At 73.7% G+C, this 20325-nt stretch carries 19 protein-coding genes; 17 read left to right on the forward strand and 2 right to left on the reverse strand.

Going from position 1 to position 20325, the window contains the following annotated elements; all coding sequences use genetic code 11:
• The first annotated feature begins 36 nt into the window (after positions 1 to 36).
• The 10 genes from ACFY3L_RS13900 to ACFY3L_RS13945 all read left to right on the forward strand — a co-directional run bounded on the left by ACFY3L_RS13900 (position 37) and on the right by ACFY3L_RS13945 (position 13318).
• Complete coding sequence (locus ACFY3L_RS13900) at positions 37 to 1245, forward strand: hypothetical protein (protein ID WP_389322497.1); 1209 nt, start codon at positions 37 to 39, stop codon at positions 1243 to 1245.
• Positions 1246 to 1347: 102 nt separating this feature from the next.
• Positions 1348 to 4065 (forward strand): AAA family ATPase, encoded by a 2718-nt coding sequence (locus ACFY3L_RS13905; RefSeq protein ID WP_389322499.1) that lies wholly within the window; start codon positions 1348 to 1350, stop codon positions 4063 to 4065.
• A gap of 1147 nt (positions 4066 to 5212) precedes the next feature.
• On the forward strand, positions 5213 to 6223 hold the full coding sequence (argC, locus tag ACFY3L_RS13910; protein ID WP_389322501.1) for an N-acetyl-gamma-glutamyl-phosphate reductase: 1011 nt from the start codon (positions 5213 to 5215) through the stop codon (positions 6221 to 6223).
• Positions 6220 to 7395, forward strand: coding sequence for a bifunctional glutamate N-acetyltransferase/amino-acid acetyltransferase ArgJ (argJ, locus tag ACFY3L_RS13915; RefSeq protein ID WP_389322503.1), 1176 nt, complete (start codon positions 6220 to 6222; stop codon positions 7393 to 7395). The genes argC and argJ overlap by 4 nt, the downstream gene beginning before the upstream one ends.
• Positions 7396 to 7459: 64 nt before the next feature.
• Complete coding sequence (argB, locus tag ACFY3L_RS13920; protein ID WP_389322505.1) at positions 7460 to 8344, forward strand: acetylglutamate kinase; 885 nt, start codon at positions 7460 to 7462, stop codon at positions 8342 to 8344.
• Entirely contained in the window at positions 8341 to 9507 is a 1167-nt protein-coding gene (locus ACFY3L_RS13925) for an acetylornithine transaminase (protein WP_389322507.1), read from the forward strand. The genes argB and ACFY3L_RS13925 overlap by 4 nt, the downstream gene beginning before the upstream one ends.
• Complete coding sequence (argF, locus tag ACFY3L_RS13930; RefSeq protein WP_389322509.1) at positions 9507 to 10415, forward strand: ornithine carbamoyltransferase; 909 nt, start codon at positions 9507 to 9509, stop codon at positions 10413 to 10415. Before ACFY3L_RS13925 ends, argF begins: the two co-directional genes overlap by 1 nt.
• Positions 10412 to 10918, forward strand: a complete 507-nt coding sequence (gene argR, locus ACFY3L_RS13935) for an arginine repressor (protein WP_389322511.1) — start codon at positions 10412 to 10414, stop codon at positions 10916 to 10918. Before argF ends, argR begins: the two co-directional genes overlap by 4 nt.
• 29 nt (positions 10919 to 10947) lie before the next feature.
• Positions 10948 to 12387: an argininosuccinate lyase gene (argH, locus tag ACFY3L_RS13940; RefSeq protein WP_389322513.1), complete on the forward strand. Its 1440-nt coding sequence runs from the start codon at positions 10948 to 10950 to the stop codon at positions 12385 to 12387.
• Between the two features lie 25 nt (positions 12388 to 12412).
• On the forward strand, positions 12413 to 13318 hold the full coding sequence (locus ACFY3L_RS13945) for an NADP-dependent oxidoreductase (RefSeq protein ID WP_389322515.1): 906 nt from the start codon (positions 12413 to 12415) through the stop codon (positions 13316 to 13318).
• A gap of 41 nt (positions 13319 to 13359) precedes the next feature.
• Here ACFY3L_RS13945 and ACFY3L_RS13950 read toward each other — a convergent pair whose 3' ends face one another.
• Positions 13360 to 13731, reverse strand: coding sequence for a PH domain-containing protein (locus ACFY3L_RS13950; protein WP_344503609.1), 372 nt, complete (start codon positions 13729 to 13731; stop codon positions 13360 to 13362).
• Between the two features lie 83 nt (positions 13732 to 13814).
• Between ACFY3L_RS13950 and ACFY3L_RS13955 the strand changes: the two genes are divergently transcribed.
• Positions 13815 to 14000, forward strand: coding sequence for a DUF4236 domain-containing protein (locus tag ACFY3L_RS13955; protein WP_389322518.1), 186 nt, complete (start codon positions 13815 to 13817; stop codon positions 13998 to 14000).
• 28 nt (positions 14001 to 14028) lie between these two features.
• Here the strand turns inward: ACFY3L_RS13955 and ACFY3L_RS13960 are convergent, their stop codons facing one another.
• A complete protein-coding gene (locus ACFY3L_RS13960; protein WP_389322655.1) occupies positions 14029 to 14493 on the reverse strand; it encodes a hypothetical protein in 465 nt (154 codons plus the stop codon).
• Between the two features lie 103 nt (positions 14494 to 14596).
• Here ACFY3L_RS13960 and ACFY3L_RS13965 point away from each other — a divergent pair, with 103 nt between their 5' ends.
• The 6 genes from ACFY3L_RS13965 (at position 14597) to ACFY3L_RS13990 (ending at position 20323) form a co-directional block, all read left to right on the forward strand.
• A complete protein-coding gene (locus ACFY3L_RS13965) occupies positions 14597 to 14956 on the forward strand; it encodes a GntR family transcriptional regulator (RefSeq protein WP_389322520.1) in 360 nt (119 codons plus the stop codon).
• Positions 14953 to 15828, forward strand: coding sequence for an ABC transporter ATP-binding protein (locus ACFY3L_RS13970; RefSeq protein ID WP_389322522.1), 876 nt, complete (start codon positions 14953 to 14955; stop codon positions 15826 to 15828). The genes ACFY3L_RS13965 and ACFY3L_RS13970 overlap by 4 nt, the downstream gene beginning before the upstream one ends.
• The gene (locus ACFY3L_RS13975) at positions 15825 to 16520 is read left to right on the forward strand and encodes a hypothetical protein (RefSeq protein WP_389322524.1); all 696 of its coding nucleotides are present in this window, start codon (positions 15825 to 15827) and stop codon (positions 16518 to 16520) included. Before ACFY3L_RS13970 ends, ACFY3L_RS13975 begins: the two co-directional genes overlap by 4 nt.
• A gap of 178 nt (positions 16521 to 16698) precedes the next feature.
• A complete protein-coding gene (locus tag ACFY3L_RS13980) occupies positions 16699 to 17814 on the forward strand; it encodes a M20 family metallopeptidase (RefSeq protein ID WP_389322526.1) in 1116 nt (371 codons plus the stop codon).
• Complete coding sequence (locus tag ACFY3L_RS13985) at positions 17811 to 18722, forward strand: GNAT family N-acetyltransferase (protein WP_389322528.1); 912 nt, start codon at positions 17811 to 17813, stop codon at positions 18720 to 18722. Before ACFY3L_RS13980 ends, ACFY3L_RS13985 begins: the two co-directional genes overlap by 4 nt.
• Positions 18723 to 18820: 98 nt before the next feature.
• Positions 18821 to 20323: an MFS transporter gene (locus ACFY3L_RS13990; protein WP_389322530.1), complete on the forward strand. Its 1503-nt coding sequence runs from the start codon at positions 18821 to 18823 to the stop codon at positions 20321 to 20323.
• Positions 20324 to 20325 lie beyond the last annotated feature (2 nt).

Consider the following 20325-nt stretch of genomic DNA (forward strand, 5'->3'; position numbering starts at 1 on the left):
GCACTGCGGTGCGGGGCGCCCGTTCGTTTGACCGGTGTGAACAGAGTCCGCTGGGCCCTGCCGCTGTTCGCCGCGGCAGGCCTGCTCCGGGGCGGGTTCAACAGCGTCTGGGCCGAGGACGGGCAGGAGTTCCTCACCGATGCGCTGAGCCTGCCCTGGTACGAGCCCTTCGCGACGCCCTTCAACGGCTACTTCCACACCGTGGCCCGCGGGTGCTTCGCCGTCATCGCCCTCTTCCCGGTCTCCTGGGCCGCGGCGCTGAACGCCACCTTCGCCGCCGCCCTCACCGCGCTGCTCGCCACCGCCGTCTTCGCCGCCGCCCGGGACCGCCTCGGCGCCGGCGCCTGGGTCGTCGCCGGGGCCGCCGCCGTGCCGGTGGGCTACGTGCCCAACACCCTCGCGCAGCTGCAGTTCCCCCTCGTGTACGCGGGACTGTGGATGCTGCTGTGGTCGCCGTCGCGGGCCTTCCCCCGGGCGGTCGCGATCGCCCTGCCGGCCCTGGCGGTGCTCAACTCGATCCTCGGGCTGCTGCTGGTGCCGGTGGCGCTGCTGCGGCTGGCCCGCCGCCGCGACCGGGACGCGCTGCTCCGGGTGGCGGTGCTGCTGCCCGGCGCGGCGCTGCAGCTCGTGCCGCTGCTGGCGGGCGGGTCGCGGCGCGACGTGGGGGAGCGGCCCGACCTGAACCCCGTCTCGGTCGCCGTCACGTACCTGCGCTGGGGCGTGCCCCGCTCGTTCCTCGGCTTCCTCGACCTCTTCGACGATTCGTGGCTTTCGCACCGTTCCGTGGTGCTGCTCGGCCTGGCGGTCCCGGCACTGTGTGTCGGGCTCGCGGTGCTGCGCCGGACCCGGCCGCAGTGGCGGCTCGCGGCGCTCCTGGCCGGGTTCGCCGCGTTCGCGGGCGCGTTCCAGCTCGCCGTGCACGGCGCTCCCGAGGGCCGGTACCTGGTGCTGATCACGCTGCCGAACATCGCCGCCGCCGTCGCCCTGACACTCCCCGGTGATCGTCCGGACGGCCGGTTACGCGCCGTCCCGTTTGTCGCGTTGGCGACACTCGTGGCGGCGGTGAGCGTCGCCGGTCTGCGACCGGGCGGCTACACCGACGGCCTCCCGCGCTGGGACACCACCGTCTCGTACGCCCGCGCCCAATGCCAAGCGGAGCCACGTTTGCGGAGGGTGACGGTCCATACCGCACAGTGGCCGGTCCTCGGCTGGGAGGCCGTCCTGCCCTGTGACCGGCTCCGCTGACAGTGTTCAACATCGCGACGCCTGGACGCTCACCCGCGTTGGGCAGCCGTTGCGGCGGCGTGGCGTTTGGGTGAGACTCGGCGTCGTGGTGGAACAGTGGTGGTGAGCACCTGGCCGGCCGTGCCGTTCGGCCGCGCCGATCTTCTGGCTCACGCCCGCGAGCTGCTTGCGGGCGGCGGCGGCGTGCTGCTCTATGGCCCCGCCGGCATCGGCAAGTCCACCATCCTCGACGCCATCGCGGGCGCTGAGACCGACGCGCTCGTGCTGCGCGCCGCCGCCGCGGAGGCCGAGGCGGACCTGCCGTACCTGGCGCTCGTCGACCTCTTCGACAACGCCCCCGACGCCGCCGAGCACCTGCCCGCGCACCTGCGCGCCGCGCTCGACGGTGCCCTGCTGCGCAGCGCCCTGCCGGCGACCCCGCACGACCAGCTCGCCGTGCGCCTCGCCGTGCTCGAGCTCCTGCGCGCCCTCGCCGCCGACCGCACCCTGCTCCTCGTCCTCGACGACGTCCAGTGGATCGACGAGCCGAGCGCCGAAGTCCTCCGGTTCGTCGCCCGCCGGCTCGGCGAGGCACCCGTGCGCATCCTCGCCGCCGAGCGGATCCCCGACGGCGACCGCCCCACCCGCCTCGACCTGTGCCCGCCGCCGGGCACGACGCTGCAGGTGCCGCCGCTGCCCGAGAGCGACGTCGCCGACCTGCTCCGGGCCAGGTTCGGCGCCGAGGCGGGACGCGCGCACCTGCACCGGATCTACGAGGCCAGCGCGGGCAACCCGCTGTACGCCGTCGAGCTCGGCCGCGCGCTCGGCGTGGCACCGGTGCCGACCACCGACCCGCTGCCGGTGCCCGACCGCCTCCGTGCACTGCTGGCGGCGCGGCTTGCGGCGCTCCCCGCCTCGGACTGGCCCGCGCTGCTGGTCGTCGCGGCCGCCGCCCGGCCCAGCCTCGCCCTCCTGCAGCGGTGCGGACTGGCCGAGCACCACCTCGATGCGGCGTTGGCGTCGTCGGTACTGGAAGCCGACCCCGACGGGGCGATCCGGTTCAGCCATCCGTTGCTGCGCGAGATGGTGTACGCCGACGCGACCGCCGCCGCCCGCCGCGAGGCCCACGAACGCCTCGCCGACACCGTCTCCGACCCGGTCGACCGGGCCCGGCACCTCGCCGCCGCCCGGCCCGAGCCCGACGAGGCCCTTGCGGAGTGCCTCGCCGACGCGGCGTCCGCGGCGCGCCTGCGCGGTGCCCCGGCCGTCGCCGCCGACCTCGCGGCCCTCGCGGCCGACCGGACGCCGCGCGACACCCCCGGCGTCGGCGCGGTCCGCCGCCTGAGCGCCGCGCAGTACGCGTACGCCGCCGGGTCGCCCGCCGCCGCCCGCCGGCACGCGACCGCCGCGCTGCGCGACGCCGCCGACCGCCGCACCCGCATCGGCGCCCGGCTCCTGCTCGTCGAGATGTCCGGCGAGGACCACTCCAACTCCGGGCCGCTGCTGGACGCCGCCTTCGTCGAGGCCGTCGACGCCCCCGACCTGCTCGCCCACGTCCGCCTGTACAAGGGCGTCAAGGCCTACTACGACGGCGACGGCGAAGGAGCCCTCGCCGAGCTCAAGCGCGCCGAGGAGGCCGCCGAGCTGTGCGGCGACATGGAACGGCTCGTCGAGGTGCTCAGCTGGAAGGGCAACATCCTGGTCGGCGCCCAGGGCGACGAGTACCTGGAGCGCGCCGGCAAGCTCGCCCGCGGCCTCTCCCTGACCCCGGCGACCGTCGCCGCCCGCCAGGTCGCCGCGATGAGCCGCCTCTTCAAGGGCGAGACCGGCGAGGCGGTCCGCCGCATCGAGGCCCTGCGGATCGCCGTCGAACGGGCCGGCACCGTCCGCGACCTCGCCTCCGTCCTCGTGTCCGTCGCCGGCATCTACTGGCGCGCCGGCCGCTGCGCCGACGCCGTCGCGGCCGGCCGCGAATGCGTCCGCCTCTACGTCGACGTCGAGACCACCCCCGGCCCCGGCTACCTCGTGGCCGCCCTCGCCGAGAGCGGCGGCGGCACCGCCACGGCCGCCGCCGGCTACGCCGAACGCGGCCTCGCGGCCTGCCTCGCCGCCGGCGGCGAGGACTGGATCAAGCTCGCCTACGCCGCGTCCGGCCTCGTCCACATGCTGCGCGGCGACCCGGTCGCTGCCGCCGAGGCGATGCGCGAGGCGTACGCCCTCGACCAGCGACTCGGCCGCCTCGACCCCGGCATCCTCCCCTGGCACGCCGACTTCATCGAGGCCCTCGTCGGCGCCGGCGCCCGGGCCGAGGCCGCCGAGGTGCTCGACGAGGTGCACAAGCACGCCCGGCACCTGGACCGCACGGTCGTGTTCCTCGGCCTGGCCCGCGCCCGTGCCGTCCTCACCGCCGCCACCGGCGAGGCCCGCGAGGGCGCCGAGGCGCTGCACCAGGCGATCGAGGAGTGGCAGGACCACCCGTACCCGCTGGAGGTCGCGCGGGCGTACTACACGCTGGGCGGCCTCGAACGGCGGGCCCACCGCCGCGGCGCCGCCCGGGCCGCGCTGTCGGAGGCCGTCCGCCGCTACGCGGCCGCCGAGGCGCACCCCTGGCGCGAGGTCGCCGCCGCCGACCTGGCCCGCCTCGACGGCGGCCGCGGGGCCGGCCTCTCCGAGACCGAGCGCCGCATCGTCGAGCTCGTCCGCGCCGGCGCCACGAACCGCGAGATCGCCCGCGCCCTCTTCCTGTCGATCAAGGCCGTCGAGGCGAACCTGACCCGCCTGTACCGCCGCCTGAACGTCCGCAACCGCGCCCAGCTCGCCCGCGTCCTCGACCCCGAATAGCGCTGCAACTCCGCTGTGCTTCCGCCCCACCGCTGTCGCGGCGGGTCCCGGCGGGGATTCTCACCCGCACCCCAATGCGCCGCTCCGCGGCGCACAGCCGCGCGTGCCGCGCTGGCTGGGATTGCGCGTGCGCGCCGCATCCGGTGGCAGGCCGACGTCTGCCACGCACTCATCGTGGCCTGTGCCGGCGAGTGTGGAGCGCGCGGCGATTCGACTCCCGCCGCGGCCATCAGGCGAATCGCGGCCTCAGACGGCTCGACCGGCGGCGTCGCTCGGCGCGGCCTACGACGGCGACCGGCCCGCCCGCACGGGGGCGTCGGAGACCGGATCGGCCGGCTCAGACACCCGGCTTGGCGACTGCTGGACCGCGAGCCTCGCCCGAGGCAGCCGTCGATGGCGGCCATCATGATCGTCCCGGCCGTGTCATTCGGGCCTCCGGTCCGGGCTGCGGGTCCGGGCTGCGGGTCCGGGCTGCGGGTCCGGGCCGCCCGTCCGGGCCGCCCGTCCGGGCTGCCGGTTCGGGCTGCGGGTCCGGGCTGCGGGTCCGGGCTGCCGGTTCGGGCTGCGGGTCCGGGCTGCGGGTCCGGGCTGCCGGTTCGGCGAGGACGCGGGCGAGCTGGGCGCGGTTGCTGCGGGTCCGGGCTGCGAGCCCAGGCTGCCGGCTAGGGCAACCGGTCCGAGCCATCGCAGGCGCGGGCGGGCCGCCGGTCCGGATCGGGCGATCCCGGGCGGGGCTCGCAGGCCAGCCGATCCGGTCCAGCTGGCTGGGTCCAGGGGCGGGCCAGATCGCCGGGGCTCGTGGGTCGGTCGCCGAGGCGGCCGGTGTCGAACAGTCAGGCGCTCCGAACTCCAGCGTCGACGAGCCACCGAGGTTGCTCCCCGTGTTCGCGCGCGCGAAGGCGGGGACGGTTGTGGTGGGTCGTCGGCCTGGCGCCGAAGCGGCCGCCGGGTTGGCGAGCGATTACCGGGACCTGCGATGGCCGCTGCGTTCCGGTCTCCAGCATCCTACCTCCATCCACCTAATTGACCTTCAGAGGCGCAGTTGGAGAATCACGCAGTGTATCTGCCGCGGGGAATGTCGAGGCCGGAGTAACGGGACTCGCAATCTGCTTGAAACCTACGCATGCATAGAGATACAGTTGGACGCATGGGAATACGAGTCGCTGTGGCGGGGGCTTCAGGGTACGCGGGTGGGGAGTTGCTGCGGCTGATCGCCGGGCATCCGCATCTCGACCTGGGGGTGGCAACTGGTTTTGCGCAGGCCGGGTCGAAGGTCGGGGCGGTGCACCCGCACGTGCGGTCGCTGCGTGACGTGGTCCTGGCGCCGACCGAGGCGGGGGTGCTCGTCGAGTCCGGCGCCGACCTGGTGTTCCTGGCGCTGCCGCACGGAGAGTCCGCGGCGCTCGCGGCGCAGCTGCCAGAGTCGGTGAAGGTGGTCGACATCGGGGCGGACTTCCGGCTGGAGGCGGCCGCCGACTGGACGAAGTACTACCCCGGCGAGCACGCCGGGACGTGGACCTATGGTCTGCCGGAGCTGCCCGGGCAGCGGGAGAGGATCGCGGCGTCGAGCCGGGTCGCCAACACCGGCTGCTATGCGGTGTCGGTGGTCCTCGCGCTCGCGCCGCTGATCGCCGCGGGCGTCGCCGACCCGGAGGACGTCGTGGTGGTCGCGGCGTCCGGGACGTCGGGGGCGGGCCGGTCCGCGAAGGTGCACCTGCTGGCGTCCGAGGTGATGGGGTCGCTGTCGCCGTACAAGGTGGGGGCGCACCAGCACGTGCCGGAGATCAAGCAGGCGACCGGAGCCACGTCGCTGTCGATGACGCCGGTCCTGGCGCCGATGCCGCGCGGCATCCTGGCGACGGTGACGGCGAAGGCGCTGAGCGACGAGGACCCGCGTGAGGTGCTTCACAAGGCGTACGAGGGGGAGCCGTTCGTCCAGGTGCTGCCGGAGGGGGAGTGGCCGCACACGGCGTCGACGTTCGGGAGCAACGCCGCGCACCTGCAGGCGACCGTGGACGTCGACAGCGGCAGGATCGTCGTGGTCTCCGCGATCGACAACCTCGTCAAGGGTGCGGCGGGGCAGGCGGTACAGAATGCCAACCTGATGCTCGGGCTGCCTGAGGGCGCGGGCCTCACTGCCGACGGGATCGCGCCATGACTGTCACCGCGCCGAAGGGTTTCCGGGCCGCCGGGGTCGCCGCCGGCATCAAGGCCACCGTCGGGGCGCTCGACGTGGCGCTCGTCGTCAACGACGGGCCAGACTGGACGGCGGCGGCCGTGTTCACCGCCAACAGGATCAAAGCGGCGCCGGTGCTGTGGAGCCAGCAGGTCCTCCGGGCCGGCATCGTGCGGGCCGTCATTCTCAACTCCGGCGGTGCCAACGCGTGCACCGGGCCGGCGGGGTTCCAGGACACGCACGCGACCGCCGAGCACACCGCGGCCGTGCTGTCGGGGCGGGCGTCGCGGTTCCCGGTCGGGGCGGGCGACGTCGCGGTCTGCTCCACCGGCCTGATCGGTGAGCGGCTGCCGTTGCGGAAGCTGCTGTCCGGCGTCGACGCGGCCGCCCGTGGGCTGGCGCGCGACGGTGGGGCGGACGCCGCGAGGGCCATCATGACGACCGACACCGTGCCGAAGACCGCCGTCCACAGCGGACAGGGGTTCACCGTCGGCGGGATGGCCAAGGGCGCCGGCATGCTCGCGCCGGGGCTCGCCACGATGCTGGTGGTGCTGACCACCGACGCCGTGGCCGACGCGGACGTGCTCGACGCCGCGCTGCGGGAGGCGACCCGGGTCTCGTTCGACCGGATCGACTCCGACGGCTGCATGTCGACCAACGACACTGTGCTGCTGATGGCCAGCGGCGCCGCCGGGATCCAGCCGTCCCCGGAGGAGCTGGCCCAGGCGGTCACCGCCGTCTGCAAGGACCTCGCCGCGCAGCTGGTCGCCGACGCGGAGGGCGCGACGAAGGAGATCGCGATCGAGGTCACCGGCGCGGCGAGCGAGGACGACGCGGTCGAGGTCGGCCGGTCGATCGCCCGCAACAACCTGGTGAAGACCGCGTTCTTCGGCAACGACCCCAACTGGGGCCGGATCCTGGCCGCGATCGGCACCACGAAGGCCGAGTTCGAGGCCGACGAGGTCGACGTCGCCATCAACGGCGTGTGGATCTGCAAGGGCGGCGCCGCGGGGGAGGACCGGTCCAAGGTGGACCTCAGCGCCCGCGCGGTCACGGTCACGGTCGACCTGCACGCGGGTGCCGCCGCCGCCACTGTACTGACGAACGACCTGTCCATGGGCTACGTGCACGAGAACTCGGCCTATTCATCGTGACCGACGAAACCTCAAGCGACGAGACCGCAAGCGATGAAGCCATGAGCAACGGAAAGCAAACAGCATGAACGGGCGGAACCTCGGCATCGCGCTGGGCAAGGCGAACACCCTCATCGAGGCGCTGCCCTGGCTGGAGCGGTTCTCCGGCAGCACCATCGTCGTCAAGTACGGCGGCAACGCCATGCTCGACAACGAGCTGAAGCGCGCGTTCGCCGCCGACATGGTGTTCCTGCGCCACGTCGGCATCAAGCCGGTCGTCGTGCACGGCGGCGGGCCGCAGATCTCGGCGATGCTCAAACGGCTCGGCATCGCCAGCGAGTTCAAGGGCGGCCTGCGCGTCACCACCCCCGAGACCGCCGACGTGGTCCGGATGGTGCTCGTCGGGCAGGTCGGCCGGGAGCTCGTCGGGCTCATCAACGAGCACGGCCCGCACGCCGTCGGCATGTCCGGCGAGGACGCGGGTCTGTTCACCGCGGTGCGCCGGCCGGCGATCATCGACGGCGCACCCGTCGACATCGGTCAGGTCGGCGACGTCGAGCACGTCAACGTCGCCGCCGTCGCCGACCTCATCGCCGCCGGGCGGATCCCGGTCGTGTCGACGGTCGCGCCCGACGCCGACGGGGTGCTGCACAACCTCAACGCCGACACCGCCGCCGGGGCGCTCGCCATCGCGCTCAAGGCCCGCAAGCTCGTGGTGCTCACCGACGTGGAGGGCCTGTACGCCCGCTACCCGGACCCGGAGTCGCTGATCTCGCAGCTGACCGCGGACGAGCTCACCGAGCTGCTGCCGACCCTCGAGTCGGGGATGGTGCCGAAGATGGAGGCGTGCCTGCGCGCCGTCAAGGGCGGCGTGCCCGCCGCGCACGTCGTCGACGGCAGAGTGCCCCACTCCCTGCTGCTGGAAGTCTTCACATCGGAAGGGTTCGGGACCATGGTGGTGAGCTCATGACGCTGGTGCAGCGGTTCGAGGCGTCGGTGATGAACACGTACGGCCCGCCGTCGCTGGGGCTCGTCAGCGGCAGCGGATCCGTCGTCGTCGACGAGGCCGGACGGTCCTATGTGGACCTTCTCGGCGGGATCGCGGTCAACCTGCTCGGCCACGCCCACCCGGCCGTCGTCGCCGCCGTGACCTCGCAGATCGGCACGCTCGGCCACGTGTCCAACCTGTTCGCGTCGCCGCCGGTCGTCGCGCTCGCCGAGCGGCTTCTCGACCTCGGCGGCCGGCCGGGCGCGGTGTTCTTCGGCAACTCCGGCGCCGAGGCCAACGAGGCCGCGTTCAAGCTGTCCCGCCGCACCGGCCGCACGAAGATCGTCGCCGCGCAGGCCGGGTTCCACGGCCGCACCATGGGCGCCCTCGCGCTCACCGGGCAGCCGGCGAAGCAGGAGCCGTTCCGCCCCCTGCCCGGTGAGGTCGTGCACGTCCCGTACGGTGACGTCGCCGCCCTCGAGGCGGCCGTCGACGGCGACACCGCGATGGTGCTGCTCGAGCCGATCCAGGGCGAGTCCGGGGTCGTGGTCCCGCCCGCCGGCTACCTCACCGCCGCGCGGGAGATCACCGCCCGGCACGGCGCGCTGCTCGCCCTCGACGAGGTGCAGACCGGCATCGGCCGGACCGGGCACTGGTTCGCCCACCAGGCCGAGGGCGTCCGCCCCGACGTCGTCACCCTCGCCAAGGGCCTCGGCGGCGGGCTGCCGCTCGGCGCGATGATCGCGTTCGACGGTGCCGCCACCCTGCTCGGCCCCGGCCAGCACGCCTCCACGTTCGGCGGCAACCCGGTCTGCTGCGCCGCCGCCCTCGCCGTCCTCGACACCATCGAGTCCGACAATCTGCTCGAGCACGTCAAGCAGCTCAGCGAGCGCATCCGCCACGGTGTCGAGGCGCTTGAGCACCCCCTGACGAAAGAGGTCCGTGGCGCCGGGCTGCTGCTCGGCATCGTCCTCAACGGGCCGGCCGCCGGCGCGCTCGCCGCCGTGCTGCGCGACGCCGGGTTCCTCGCCCAGGCGGCGCAGCCGGACGTGCTGCGCATCGCGCCGCCGCTGATCCTCACCGACGAGCAGGCCGACGCGTTCCTCGCCGCGCTCGGCCCGGCCCTGGACGCGGTGCAGGCCTGATGCCCCGCCATCTGCTCAGGGACGACGACCTGACCACCGCCGAGCAGGGGGAGATCCTTGACCTGGCCGCGGCGATGAAGGCCGACCGGCACGGGTTCAAGCCCCTCGCCGGTCCGCGGTCCGTCGCCGTCATCTTCGAGAAGCAGTCGCTGCGGACGCGGGTGTCGTTCGAGGTCGGCATCGCCGAGCTCGGCGGCACCCCGCTCATCGTCGACGCGGTCAGCACCCACTTCGGCCGCGGCGAGGAGATCGGTGACGCGGCGAAGGTCCTGTCGCGCTACGTGTCGGCGATCGTCATCCGGTCGAATGTGGACGCCCGCGTGGCGGAGCTGGCCGAGCACGCGACGGTGCCGGTCATCAACGCGCTCACCGACGGCTTCCACCCGTGTCAGCTGCTCGCGGATCTCTTGACGGTACGGGAGCGCCTCGGCTCGACGGAGGGCCGGACCCTCACGTACCTCGGCGACACCGCGAACAACATGGCCAACTCCTACGCGCTCGCCGGTGTCACCGCGGGCATGCGGGTGCGCCTGAGCGGCCCGCCCGGCTTCGAGCCCGACGCGTCCATTGTGGACACCGCGCGCCGGCGCGGCGACGTCGAGTGGGTGCCGGACCCGGCGGAGGCCGTGAAGGACGCGGACGTCGTCGTCACGGACACGTGGACGTCGATGGGTCAGGAAGGCGACGGGCTCGACCGGATCACACCCTTCCGCCCGTTCCAGGTGAACGCCGAGCTCATGGCCAACGCCCGTGCCAACGCTATCGTGCTGCACTGCCTGCCCGCGCACCGTGGCGACGAAATCACCTCCGAGGTGATGGACGGCCCGCAGAGTGCGATCTGGGATGAGGCCGAGAACCGGCTGCACGCACAGAAGGCGCTGCTCGCCTGGCTGCTGGACCACTCGTGAGCACACCGGTCTCCAAGGCGGCCAGGCACGACCGGATCGCCTCGCTGATCCGCGGGTCGGCCGTGCGGTCGCAGACGGAGCTGGCGGAGCTGCTTGCCGGGGACGGGATCCAGGTGACGCAGGCGACGCTGTCGCGGGACCTCGAGGAGCTGCGGGCCGTCAAGGTCCGCGGCGAGTACCTCATCCCCGAGGACGGCGAGCGGGCGCTGCGCCCGGCGGAGGAGGCCCCGACCCGGCTGATCCGGCTGCTGCGCGAGCTGCTCACCGGCACCGACAGCTCCGGCAACCTCGTCGTGCTGCGCACCCCGCCCGGCGCCGCGCAGTTCCTCGCCAGCGCCATCGACCGCACCGGGCTGCCCGACATCGTCGGCACCATCGCCGGCGACGACACCATTCTCGTCGTCGCCCGGCAGGCGCCCGACCCGCACGGACAGCCGACCGCCGGAGAGCTGCTCGCGGCGAAACTCACCGAATGGGCCCATCTCGACAGCCCGTCGAAATAACGCGATCTTGCACATGGAAGGATCGTCGCGTGGCAACTTCGTCTTCTGAGTCCCCGACCCGTCTCTGGGGCGGCCGGTTCGCGGGCGGGCCCGCCGAGGCCCTTGCCCGGCTGTCGGTGAGCGTGCAGTTCGACTGGCGGCTGGCGCCGTACGACCTCGCCGGTTCGCGGGCGCACGCGCGGGTCCTCGCCCGGGCCGGGCTGCTCGACGCCGACGAGCTCGGCAGGATGCTCGCCGCGCTCGACGACCTGGAGTCGGCGTGCGCCGCCGGCGAGTTCCGTCCCACGGTCGACGACGAGGACGTGCACACCGCCCTCGAGCGGGGCCTGCTGGAGCGCCTCGGCGCGCTCGGCGGGAAGCTGCGCGCCGGCCGGTCCCGCAACGACCAGGTCGCCACCGACCTGCGGCTGTACCTGCGCGACCACGCCCGCGGCGTCGCCGCCCGCATCGTCGAGCTCGCCGACGCGCTCGTCGAGCAGGCCGCCCGGCACGTCGACACGCCCGCGCCCGGGTTCACGCACCTGCAGCCGGCGCAGCCGATCGCGTTCGGCCACCAGCTGCTCGCGCACGTGCAGTCGCTGCTGCGCGACCTCGACCGGCTCCGCGACTGGGACGCGCGTGCCTCGGTCAGCCCGCTCGGCGCCGGTGCCCTCGCCGGGTCGTCGCTGCCGCTGGACCCGACGCAGGTGGCGAAGGAGCTCGGCTTCGCGGGCGCCGCGGCCAACTCGATCGACGCCGTCTCGGACCGGGACTTCGTCGCGGAGTTCCTGTTCGTCGCGGCCCTCACCGGCGTGCACCTGTCGCGGCTCGGCGAGGAGGTCGTGCTGTGGACGACCCCCGCGTTCGGCTGGGTGCAGCTCGACGACGCGTTCGCGACCGGGTCGTCGATCATGCCGCAGAAGAAGAACCCCGACATCGCCGAGCTCGCCCGCGGCAAGTCCGGCCGGCTCATCGGCGGCCTCACCGGCGTCCTGGCGATGCTCAAGGGCCTGCCGCTCGCGTACGACCGGGACCTGCAGGAGGACAAGGAGCCGGTGTTCGACGCGGTCGACACGCTGGAGCTGGTCCTGCCGGCCATGGCCGGGATGATCTCGACGATGACGGTCCGGGTCGACCGGCTCGCCGAGCAGGCGCCCGTCGGCTACACCCTCGCCACCGAGGTCGCCGAGTGGCTCGTCCGGCAGGGCGTGGCGTTCCGGGACGCGCACGAGATCACGGGCAAGCTCGTCGTGCTCGCCGCGTCCCGCGACATCGGCCTCGACGAGGTCTCCGACGAGGATCTGCAGGCCGTCAGCCCGCACCTGACGCCCGCGGTCCGCGAGGTGTTCTCCGTCCCCGGCGCCCTGGCGGCGCGCACCACGCCCGGGTCGACGGGGCCGGGGCCGGTCGCCGACCAGCTCGCCGTCGCCGGTGGCAAGCTCGACCGTTGGCGGTCCTGGGCAGCGGAGACGGTGCTACCGTCCGAGTGATGCGACGGGGGACGAAGGTGGCGCGGTGCGCCGGGTGACGCAGAACGTGCTCGGCGACGCGTCGGTGCTGCGGGTCGTCGAGGCCGACGTTCCCCACCCCGGCCCGACCGAGATCCTGGTCGAGATGCACGCCGCCGGCGTCAACCCGGTCGACTGGAAGGTCCGCGCCGGCGGCGGCTTCCTCGGCACCCCGCCGTTCACCGTCGGCTGGGAGCTGTCCGGGGTCGTGGCCGCGACCGGCACCGGCGTCACCAGGTTCGCCGTCGGCGACGAGGTGTTCGGGATGCCGCGCTTCCCTGGGGAGGCGGCCGCCTACGCCGAGTACGTCGCCGGGCCCGCCCGGCAGTTCGCGCTGAAGCCGCTCAACCTCAGCCACGAGCAGGCCGGCGGGCTCGCGCTCGCCGGCCTCACCGCCTGGCAGGTGCTCGTCGAGACCGCCGGCGTCCTCGCCGGCCAGCGGGTGCTGATCCCGGCCGCGGCCGGCGGCGTCGGCCACCTCGCCGTGCAGATCGCGAAGGCCCGCGGCGCGTACGTGATCGGCACCGCGTCGGCGCCCAAGCACGACTTCGTGCGGTCCCTCGGCGCCGACGAGGTCCTGGATCACCGGCCCGGCGACCTGGCCGGCGTGAAAGACATCGACGTGGCCGTCGCCACGATCGCGGGGCAGATCCCGGAGCTGGTGGCGACGCTCGGGCCGGAAGGGGCGCTGGTCGCTCTCAACGGTGCCGACGAGGCCGCCGCGATCGAGGCGGGCGGCGTGTTCCTGCTCGCCGAGCCCGACCGTGCCGGCCTCGAGCACCTTACGGCGCTCGTGCTCGACGGCCGGCTCACCGTCCACGTCGACCGGGTCTTCCCCCTCGACCAGGTCGCCCGCGCGCACGAGTACGGCGAGCTCGGCCACACGACCGGCAAAGTGGTGCTGACGCCGTAGGCCAGTGGGGCACGGCGTAGGTCAGTGGGGCACGCCGTAGGTCAGTGGGACACGGCGTAGTGCAGGATCACGTTGTGGATGTGCTGGGTCTTCTCGACCCCGCGGACCTCGATCTCGTACGTGTGGGCGCCGACGTGCACGGCGATGTTGCCGCTGCTGAAGAAGTTGCCCGCCCACGACTTGTTGCTGACGATCGAGACGGCGGTCACCTTCTGGTAGGGGATCGACGTGAGTGCGAGCCGCTTGCCGACGAACGAGCGGTCCTGCAGGATCACGCGGCGGTCGGTCAGGCCGATGAACCCGGTGCCGATGCCGACGGCGTCGTAGACGGCGATGATGGTCTCGCCGGGCAGCAGACCGGACTGGATCTGCTCGAACTGTTCGCGGCGGTCGTACTTCACCTGTTGGGCCATGTGTCCAACGTAGAACGACCCCTCAACCCCGCCGGTGGCGCGCATGGGTCATCCTTGACGGCACACCACGTCGAGGAGGACCCGTGCCGATCCTGTTCCGCAAGGCGATGCGCTTCGGCCCGCTGGTGCTGAACTTCACCCCGAAGGGCCTGTCCTCGTGGGGGTTGAAGATCGGCCGGTGGTCGTGGAACTCGAAGACCAGGGCACACCGCTACGACCTGCCCGGCCCGTTCTCGTGGCGCAGCCGCGGCCGCCGCAGCCGCGGCTGAGCGACGAACTTCCCGCTCAGCCCCGTTCTCAAGGCCCGTTGCTGAAGACGCGCACCGGGACGTTCACCGTGCCCGGGTCGACGCTCCACTGCGCCGCGACCCGGTGCACGTCGCCGTCGTCGACGAGCTGACCGAAGGACCGCTCCAGGTCCGACGCCTCGCCGATCTCGTCGATCTCGCCGTCGGTGGCGGCGAACGACCGGAGCAGATCCCCCGAGCGGGCCCGCTGCCATCGGTACACCTGCAGCCCACGATGTGACGAGAAGAACTGCACTTCGGTCTCCAGGGCCGCGCTGAGCCCCGTCACGTCCGGCCGGTCCTTCATGAGCGCCATGCCCAGGACCAGGATCCACCCGTCGACCGGGGGCGTCACGATCAGGCGGTCGTCGGTGAAGTACGCCAGGTCGACGCCGTCCCGCCAGCCGGTCTCGCCGAGCTCGGTGAGCCCGAGCGCCGCCGCGGGGTCCCGGTCGCGCACGGCCAGCCACGCCATCTTCTGCACGTCTCGACGCTACCCCGCGACGGCCGGCGCTTGACGCGACGCCGCCGAGGTTGCATGGTTAGTTACATGAGTAATGAACCGACGAACCAAGCCGATGGATGAGGGACGGCCGATCTTCCTGCAGATCGCAGAGCAGATCGAGACGTCGATCGTCGACGGTTCGCTGCCCGAGGAGACGCAGGTCCCGTCGACGAACGAGCTCGCGGCCTTCCACCGGATCAACCCCGCCACCGCCGCCAAGGGCGTCAACCAGCTCGTGGACGACGGTGTGCTCTACAAGAAGCGAGGCATCGGCATGTTCGTCGCCCCGGGCGCGCGGGCCAGGCTCCGGCAGCGCCGCAAGGAGCAGTTCAGCGAGTTGTACCTGCAGCCGCTGCTGGCCGAGGCGGCGAAGCTCGGCATCCACCCCGACGAGCTCAAGACGATGATCGACCGCCACGAGGAGCAGCGATGACCACCACCCCCGTCGTGTCGGTGCAGGGTGTCTCGAAGCGGTTCGGCGCCGTCACCGCCCTCGACGACGTCAGCTTCGACCTGCGCCGCAACGGCATCTACGGCCTGCTCGGCCGCAACGGCGCCGGCAAGACCACCCTCATGCAGCTGCTCACCGGCCAGCAGTTCGCCACCGGCGGCACGGTCCGTGTCTTCGGCGCCGACCCGGTCGAGAACAGCCAGGTGCTGCGGCAGATCAGCTTCGTCAAGGAGAGCCAGCGCTACCCGGACACGTTCAAGGTGCGGCACGTGCTGCTCGCCGGCCGGCTGCTGTTCCCCGGGTGGGACGAGGCGTTCGCCCGCTCCCTCGTCGCCGACTTCCAGCTGCCCGTCGGCCGGCTGGTGAAGAAGCTGTCCCGCGGCATGCTGTCCGCGCTCGGCGTCACCGTCGGGCTCGCGTCCCGGGCGCCGCTGACGTTCTTCGACGAGCCGTACCTGGGCCTGGACGCCGTGTCCCGCCAGCTGTTCTACGACCGGCTGCTCGCCGACTACGCCGAGCACCCGCGGACCGTGGTGCTCTCCACCCACCTCATCGACGAGGTCGGCGACCTGCTCGAGCACGTGCTGCTCATCGAGCGCGGCCGGATCGTCCTGGACGAGGCCGCCGACGCGCTGCGCGGGCAGGTCGTCACCGTCACCGGTCCGGCGCCGGCCGTCGACCGGCTCACCGTGAACACCGACGAGCTGCACCGCGAGCAGCTCGGATCGCTCACCCGGGCCACCGTCCGGGGCGCCGTCCCGGCCGGGCCGGCCCGGGAGGCCGGCGTCCAGCTGGAGCCGGTCTCGCTGCAGCAGCTCGTCGTCCGCATCACCGCACGGGAGGCCGTCTCATGAACCGCGTGTTCGCCATCGTCCGCATGCAGGCCGCGGGCCGCCGCGACGGCCTCGTCTGGCCGCTGGTCATCCTCAGCATCGCGTTCGCCGTCAACCTGGTGCTGTACGGCTCGATGGGCGAGGAGATGGGCGACCGTCCCGTGACCGGCGGCCTGGCCAGCATCTACATCACCGCGCTCGCGTTCGGGGCGATGGCGATGGCGCAGCAGTTCCCGTTCGCGCTCGGGATGAGCGTCACCCGGCGCGAGTTCGGCGCCGCGATCGGCCTGTTCACGCTCGCGCAGACCGTCATCTACGCCGTGCTCCTGGTCGTCTTCCAGGCGGTCGAGGACGCCACCGGCGGGTGGGGCCTGCGGCTGCGGTTCTTCGCCCCCGGGGACCTCGGCACCTACGGCGTGCCGACCCAGCTGCTCGTGTACGGCGTGCCGATGCTGCTGATGAGCTGCATCGGGATCGCGCTCGGCGCCGTGTACGTGCGCTGGCGGACCAACGGCGTCTTCGGCGCGATCGCCGCCGTCATGCTCGTCCTCGGGCTCGCCGCCGCGCTCGTCACCAGAGCGGGCAAGTGGCCGGCGGTCGGCGACTGGCTCCTCGGCCAGAGCGCGCTGTCCCTGTTCGCCGGCTGGCCCTCGATCGCGGTCGTCCTGCTGGCCGCGCTCTCCTGGACCGCCCTGCGCAAGGCGACCGCCTGACCCGTGCGCCGGCGCCAGGCCTCGGGATCCAGGTGCTGAGGATCGACGGACCGGGGCGGCGGTGGGTCGCTGACCGCCGGGTGGCCGGCCGCCGACGACACGAGCGGCCCGGCGTTCCGGCGGGCTCCGCCGCCTTCTTCGCCGAGTGCCGGGGCGGTGATCCGGCTAGGTTGGATCGATGAGCACGTTGGAGAAGCTGCGGGCAGCCGCGCCCGCCATGCGTGAAGATCTTGCCGGGCTCGTCGCCGTCGAGTCGCCGTCCGCCGACCTCGAAGCCCTGGCCCGATGCGCCGACGTCGTCGCCGAGGTCGGCCGGCGGTGCACCGGGCTGGCGCCGGAGCGGGTCGTCGTCGCCGACCGGCCGCACCTGCGGTGGCGCTTCGGCGACGGACCGGTCCGCGTGGTGCTCGTCGGCCACTTCGACACGGTGTGGCCGGTCGGCACCCTGGCCCGCTGGCCGTTCACCGTCGACGGTGACCGCTGCACCGGACCCGGCGTCGTGGACATGAAGGGCGGCCTGGTCGTGCTCTTCCACGCCCTGGCGGCGGTCGCGGACCTCGACGGCGTCGCCGTCGTGTGCAACTCCGACGAGGAGATCGGCTCGCCGACCTCGCTGGCGCTCATCGAGGACACGGCCGCCGGCGCCGCGGGCGCGCTGATCCTCGAGGGCAGCGCCGAAGGCCGGCTGAAGGTCGCCCGGAAGGGCATCGCGCACTACTCGCTGCGGGTCGCCGGCCGCGCGTCGCACGCCGGCGTCGCCCCGCACCTCGGGATCAACGCCGGGATCGAGCTGGCGCACCAGGTGCTGCGGATCGCGGCGCTGGGCGCCCCACCCGGCACGACCGTCACCCCCACCGACGCCGTCGTCGGCACCACGAGCAACACGGTGCCGGCCGCCGCCCGGGTCAGCGTCGACGTCCGCGCGTTCGACCCGGCCGAGCTGACCCGGGTCGACGAGGCGCTGCGCGGCCTGCGGCCGGTCCTGCCGGGCGCCGAACTGACCGTCGAGCTCGGCCCGTCCCGGCCGGCGATGCCCGAGTCGGCGTCGGCGTCGCTGTTCGCCCTGGCCCGCCGGGTCGGCGCCGAGCTGGGCCTGCCGCCGCTGGAAGGCGAGGCGGTCGGCGGCGGCTCCGACGGCAACCTCACCGCCGGCATCGGCGTGCCGACCCTGGACGGGCTCGGCGTCATCGGCGGCAACGCGCACGCCGAGGGGGAGTGGTCCGACCTGGCGACGATGCCGGAGCGGGCCGCCCTCGTCGCCGGCCTGGTCGACGCGATCGGCCGGGCGCGGTGAACCTGGCCGCCTCCCCGTCCTCCGACGGTGTCGAGGGATTACCCGCGGCGGCCGCCGCCCTGGTGGCGGACGCCTGGGACTGTGCCGCGGTGGCCGCGGAACGGGCGGGGGTGGCGATCGTCGAGACCGCCGACGTGCCCGGCCCGGCCGCGTTCGACGACGTGTCGGAGTTGCTGCGGCGGGTCTGGCGGGCCGAGCACCGGGCCGAGATCGCCGCGCCGGGCCTGCTGCGGACCTACGCGCACTCCGGCAACTACGTCGCCGGGGCGTACCGTGACGGCCGGCTGATCGGCGCCGCCGTCGGCTTCTTCGGCCGGGACGAGCGGGGCACGCCGCACCTGCACTCGTTCGTCGCGGGAGTCGAGCCCGGTGGCGTCGGCACGGGGGTCGGGTTCGCGATCAAGCAGCACCAGCGGGCCTGGACGCTCGCCCGCGACGTGCCCGAGGTCCGCTGGACCTATGACCCGCTCGTGCTGCGCAACGCCTCCTTCAACCTGCGCAAGCTCGGCGGCCACGCCGTCCGCTACCTGCCCGAGTTCTACGGCGCGATGGCCGACGGCATCAACAGCGGCGACCTCAGCGACCGCCTGCTGCTCGTGTGGCGCCTCGCCGCACCCGAGGCCGTCGCCGCCGCCCATGGCACTCCCGCCGGCGTCGACGTCGGCGGTACGGCGAAGCTCCTCGACCGTGCCGGCGACGGCACGCCGCTGCGGCTGCCGGCCGTGCCGGCGCCCGCGCTGCTCGTGGCCGTGCCGCCGGACGTGGAGGGCCTGCGGGCCCGCGACCCGGCGGGCGCGACGGCGTGGCGGCTCGCGGTGCGGGAGGTCATGGCCGGGCGGCTCGCCGACGGCTGGCGGATCGCCGGCATCTCCCGCGACGGCTACTACCTGCTCACCGAGGAGCGGTGACGGCCGCCACGCCGCGGATCGACATCCGATAACTTTACAAGTGTTAGCTGACGCATCTAACCTTACGGGCGTAAACAAACGTCCGTAAGGGGTCTTCGATGTCCGAACATCCGCGCCGGTGGGCCGCGCTCGCGGTGCTCAGCCTCACCCTGGTCGCCGTCACCCTCGACAACTCCGTGCTGAACACCGCCCTGCCGTCCCTGGCGCACGGGCTGCACGCCACCACGTCGGACCTGCAGTGGATCACCGACGCGTACACCCTCGTCTTCGCCTCGGCGCTGATCCTCGCCGGCAGCCTCGGCGCCCGGCTCGGCTCGCGGCGCGCCCTGCTCGGCGGCCTCGCGGTCTTCGGCGGCGGCTCCGCCGTGGCGGCCCTGTCCGACACGCCCGGCCAGCTGATCGCGTGGCGGGCCGTCATGGGCCTCGGCGCCGCGTTCGTCATGCCGGCGACCCTCGCCATCATCACGCGCATCTTCTCCCCGGCGGAGCGGCCGAAGGCGTTCGCGGCCTGGTCGGCGGCGGCGGGCATCGGCGTGCTCATCGGCCCGGTCACGGGCGGCGCGCTGCTGGAGCACTACTCGTGGAGCAGCGCCTTCTGGATCAACGTCCCGCTGGTCGCGGCGGCGCTGGTCGCGGTGGTCCGGCTGGTGCCGGCCGTCCCGGTGGTGCGGACCGGCCGCCTCGACGTGCTCGGCGCCCTGCTGTCCACGGCCGCGGTCGCGCTGCTGGTGGACTTCGTCATCCAGGCACCATCCCGCGGCTGGACCGCTCCGCTCGGCTTCGCCGAGCTCGGCGCCGCCGTCGTCCTGGCCGCGCTGTTCGTGGCGTGGCAGCTGCGGGCGGCGTCGCCGCTGGTGCGGCTCGACCTGTTCGCCAACCGCACCTTCCTGCTCGCCGCGCTGTCCCTCGCCGTCGTGTTCTTCGTCCTCTTCGGCACGCTGTTCGAGCTGTCGCAGTACCTGCAGCTCGTCCACGGGTACAGCCCCCTCGTCGCCGGCCTGGGCGCGATGCCCTTCGCCGTCGCGATGGCGACCACCTCCGCGACCTCGGCGCTGCTGTCGAAGCGGCTCGGCGTGCGCTGGACCCTCGTGCTGGGCCTGTCCCTCACCGTCGCCGGGCTGCTCTCGCTGTCCACCACCGGGGTCGGCACCGAGTTCTGGAAGGTCGCCTTCGGCACCGGCGTGATCGGGCTCGGCATGGGCATGATGATGGCCCCCGCCAGCCTGCAGATCAGCGGCTCGGTCCCGCCCGAGTACAGCTCCATGGCCGGCGCCCTCAACAGCGTCATCCGGGAGCTCGGCGGCGTCCTCGGCATCGCGGTCCTCGGCACGGTCGTCTCCTCGGCCTACAGGAGCGACCCCGCCCTGGTCCTGCCCGGCGCCGACCTGCCGGCCGCCCACGCCGCCGCGGCCACCATGCCACCCGCCACCGCGCAGCAGGTCCTGTCCGCCGCCGACGCCGCCTTCACCGCCGCCATGGACCGCGGCGCCCTGGTCGCGGCCGGCATCGCGGCCCTGATGGCACTCGCCGTGGCCCTGATCCGCCCGGCGGCCGCCCGCACCGCGCCCGCCGAGGCGCAGCTCGTCCCCCAACCGGCATGATG

Source organism: Dactylosporangium sp. NPDC000521 (assembly GCF_042898305.1).
Taxonomy (GTDB): Bacteria; Actinomycetota; Actinomycetes; order Mycobacteriales; family Micromonosporaceae; genus Dactylosporangium.

Bases quoted from the DNA above. Each gene is read 5' to 3' on its own strand.
- argC (WP_389322501.1), top strand. From the start codon at position 5,213: ATGGGAATACGAGTCGCTGTGGCGGGGGCTTCAGGGTACGCGGGTGGG.
- argJ (WP_389322503.1), top strand. From the start codon at position 6,220: ATGACTGTCACCGCGCCGAAGGGTTTCCGGGCCGCCGGGGTCGCCGCC.
- argB (WP_389322505.1), top strand. From the start codon at position 7,460: ATGAACGGGCGGAACCTCGGCATCGCGCTGGGCAAGGCGAACACCCTC.
- ACFY3L_RS13925 (WP_389322507.1), top strand. From the start codon at position 8,341: ATGACGCTGGTGCAGCGGTTCGAGGCGTCGGTGATGAACACGTACGGC.
- argF (WP_389322509.1), top strand. From the start codon at position 9,507: ATGCCCCGCCATCTGCTCAGGGACGACGACCTGACCACCGCCGAGCAG.
- ACFY3L_RS13950 (WP_344503609.1), bottom strand. From the start codon at position 13,731: ATGGCCCAACAGGTGAAGTACGACCGCCGCGAACAGTTCGAGCAGATC.
- ACFY3L_RS13960 (WP_389322655.1), bottom strand. From the start codon at position 14,493: ATGGCGTGGCTGGCCGTGCGCGACCGGGACCCCGCGGCGGCGCTCGGG.
- ACFY3L_RS13965 (WP_389322520.1), top strand. From the start codon at position 14,597: ATGGATGAGGGACGGCCGATCTTCCTGCAGATCGCAGAGCAGATCGAG.
- ACFY3L_RS13970 (WP_389322522.1), top strand. From the start codon at position 14,953: ATGACCACCACCCCCGTCGTGTCGGTGCAGGGTGTCTCGAAGCGGTTC.
- ACFY3L_RS13975 (WP_389322524.1), top strand. From the start codon at position 15,825: ATGAACCGCGTGTTCGCCATCGTCCGCATGCAGGCCGCGGGCCGCCGC.
- ACFY3L_RS13980 (WP_389322526.1), top strand. From the start codon at position 16,699: ATGAGCACGTTGGAGAAGCTGCGGGCAGCCGCGCCCGCCATGCGTGAA.
- ACFY3L_RS13990 (WP_389322530.1), top strand. From the start codon at position 18,821: ATGTCCGAACATCCGCGCCGGTGGGCCGCGCTCGCGGTGCTCAGCCTC.